Annotated in this window: 3 protein-coding genes; all 3 read left to right on the top strand. The window is 69.4% G+C overall.

Translation table 11 applies throughout. The features are described from left to right. Positions 1 to 1,010: ribose 5-phosphate isomerase B (rpiB, locus tag AB1609_19895; protein ID MEW6048705.1), on the top strand; the 1,010-nt coding region annotated here is incomplete at its 5' end. 38 nt (positions 1,011 to 1,048) lie between these two features. Then, positions 1,049 to 1,678, top strand: coding sequence for a uracil phosphoribosyltransferase (gene upp, locus AB1609_19900; GenBank protein ID MEW6048706.1), 630 nt, complete (start codon positions 1,049 to 1,051; stop codon positions 1,676 to 1,678). Positions 1,679 to 1,776: 98 nt separating this feature from the next. Further along, on the top strand, positions 1,777 to 2,887 hold a 1,111-nt coding region (locus AB1609_19905), incomplete at its 3' end, for an MraY family glycosyltransferase (GenBank protein ID MEW6048707.1).

Raw genomic sequence — 2,887 nt, forward strand, 5'->3', positions numbered from 1 at the left:
CCGGGCGAAATGGGGGCACCATGTGCAACATGACCTGGTCGTCGGACGTGCTGTTCGTCTGCTCCGGCAACACGTGCCGCAGCCCGCTGGCGGCTGCTCTGTTCCGGCGGGCGCTGCGGGGCCGGGGGGTGAGTTCCGTCGAGGTCAGTTCGGCAGGTCTGGCCGCTGTGGACGGAGAACCCGCCAGCCGGCAGGCCCGGGACGTGGCTCGGGAATGGGGGCTCGACCTGGAGGCGCACCGGTCGCGGCGCCTCACCCCCGAGATGGTCGCCGGCGCGGGGCTCGTGCTCACCATGAGCGAACAACATAAGCGCCAGGTGCTGGAGATGGTGCCGGGCGCGGCCGGGCGGGTGTTTACGCTGGCCGAGTATGCGGGGAGCCAGGGCGACGTGGACGATCCCTTCGGCCAGGATCTGGAGCGCTACCGGGCGACCGTGCGCGAGCTCGACGCGCTGACGAGAGAGGCCGCCGCCCGTTTTGAAACGCAACGGGCCGCGGCGCAGGAGCGAGCGGCGGTGCCGGCCGCTGCCGCGGCTGGGGAGGGCCCGTTGGCCGGAGAGGCCGTTCGCCGGGCCGCGGTGGGCTGGGACCACGCCGGGCGGGCGCTGCGCGACGCCGTGGTGGAGAGCCTCAGGCAGGGCGGGCTTGAGGTGAGGGAGTACGGCCCGCAGGGCGAGGAGACGGTGGACTACCCTGACGTGGCCGTCCAGGTGGCGCGCGCCGTGGCCGCCGGCGAGGTGGCCTTCGGCGTGCTGATGTGTGGTACGGGAATTGGAATGAGCATTACGGCCAATAAAGTGAGGGGCGTTCGGGCGGCGCTCTGCCACGACCCCTACTCGGCCCGGATGGCCAGGGCCCACAACGACGCAAACGTCCTGGCCATGGGGGGCCGGGTGCTCGGGCCGGGCGTGGCGGCGGAGGTCGTGAAAGCTTTCATGGAGGGCCGGTTCGAGGGAGGGCGCCATGCGCGCCGGGTGGAGAAGATCAGGCAGGCAGAGTCGGCGTGCTGAGCGGATTGGAGGAAAAAGGGGGTGCGTCCCAGTTCGCCATGGGAAAAGTGCACGTGATCGACCACCCGCTGGTGCAGCACAAGCTCACGTTGATGCGCGACGAGCAGACCGGCCCCAAAGAGTTCCGCGAGCTTCTCGAAGAAATATCCATGTTGATCACGTACGAGGCGACGCGTGACTTTCCCACGGAGCGGGTTCAGGTGAAGACGCCGCTCAAGGTGACCACCGGCAGCGCCCTGACAGGAAAGAAGGTAGCGGTGGTGCCCATCCTGCGGGCCGGCCTCGGGATGGTGGGCGGGATCCTGCGGCTGATTCCCGCGGCCAAGGTGGGCCACGTCGGGATCTACCGCGATCCCGAGACGCTGCGCCCGGTGGAGTACTACTGCAAGCTGCCGACGGACATCGCCGAGCGGGACGTCATCGTCTGCGACCCGATGCTTGCCACGGGGGGTTCCGTGGTGGAGGCGATCCGCTATGTCAAGAACCGGGGCGGCCACAGCATAAAGGTCATGGCGCTGATCGCTGCACCGGAGGGCCTGCGCCTGCTGGAAGAGCATCATCCCGACGTGGACGTGTTCCTGGCGGCGGTAGACGAGCGCCTCGACAGCCACGGGTATATCCTGCCCGGGCTGGGAGACGCCGGCGACCGGCTCTACGGGACACGGTAGACGGGGCGGGTGACGGGCGAGAAACCGGGCCTTCAGCGCTTTTCTCGGGGGCGGCCCTGCCGGCGGCTCTGGTAGCGGCGGGGTAACGGGGGTTGTCGATGGGGCATCTTGGAAATGCCGTGGCTGCCGCCCTGGCAGCCTTTTTTGTGGTGCTCGCAACCACGCCTCTCGTGGAACGCCGGGCCGTGCACAGGGGGCTGGTGGACAGGCCGGGAGGGCGGCACCTTCATGCGCGGGCGGTGCCGCGCCTCGGCGGCATTGCGCTCATGGCGGGTTGGGTGGCCGGTAGTGCCGTGCTTTGGGCAACCGGAACCCCGGCCGAGACGCTGGTCAGGGTGCTGGGCGGCACCGCTGTGGTTTGGTTGGTGGGGCTCTACGACGACATCCGGGGCCTGTCGCCCCGTGCCAAGCTGGCGGGTCAACTGGCGGCCGCGGCCGTGGCCGTGGGATCAGGCCTGCGGATCGAGTTCGTCTCCATTCCCTCCTTTCTCGGCCATGCCGGCCCGATTGCCCACCTGGGGCAGTGGGCCGTCCCGGTGACCATCCTGTGGCTCGTGGGGGTCAGCAACGCCGTCAATTTGCTGGACGGCCTGGACGGGCTGGCGGCCGGAGTGGTGGCTATCGCGGCCGTTCCCACCATCGTGGCGGCGGAAGCCACCGGGCTTTCGGAGGCGGCCGCTTTGCTTTCGGTGCTGGCAGCAGGATGCGTCGCCTTTTTGCGGTACAACTTCTCCCCGGCGCGCATCTTCATGGGCGACGGTGGCGCGCTGGCCCTGGGCTTTGCATTTGCTGCAGCCAGCGCCCTGGGAACGGCCAAGGGGCCGGCCGTCATGGCCCTGCTGGTGCCGGTGATGAGCCTGGGCGTTCCCCTGGCCGATACGGCGTGGGCCATCCTGCGGCGCAGCCTCACGGGAAAGCCGGTGGGCCGTGCCGACAACGGGCATGTCCACCACCGGCTCCTGGCACGCTGGCACGTCCCGAGCCAGGTGGTTCTGGCGCTGTATGCGGCCAGCGCCGAGCTGGGTGCGCTGGGGCTCTTGCTTTCACCGCAGAAGCGCATTACGGTCGTGCCCGCCTTGGTGCTCGCGGCTGCAGCGGTGCTGCTGGCCGCCCGCGTGGCGTGGGATCGGTTCGGTTGGGATCAGCAACACCTGGATCTGAACAAGGGGGAGGGTGTGGAAGATGGCGGTGGTCGTGATGCCCGTCTTC

The sequence above is a fragment of the Bacillota bacterium genome (assembly GCA_040754675.1).
GTDB lineage: Bacteria > Bacillota > Limnochordia > Limnochordales > Geochordaceae > Geochorda.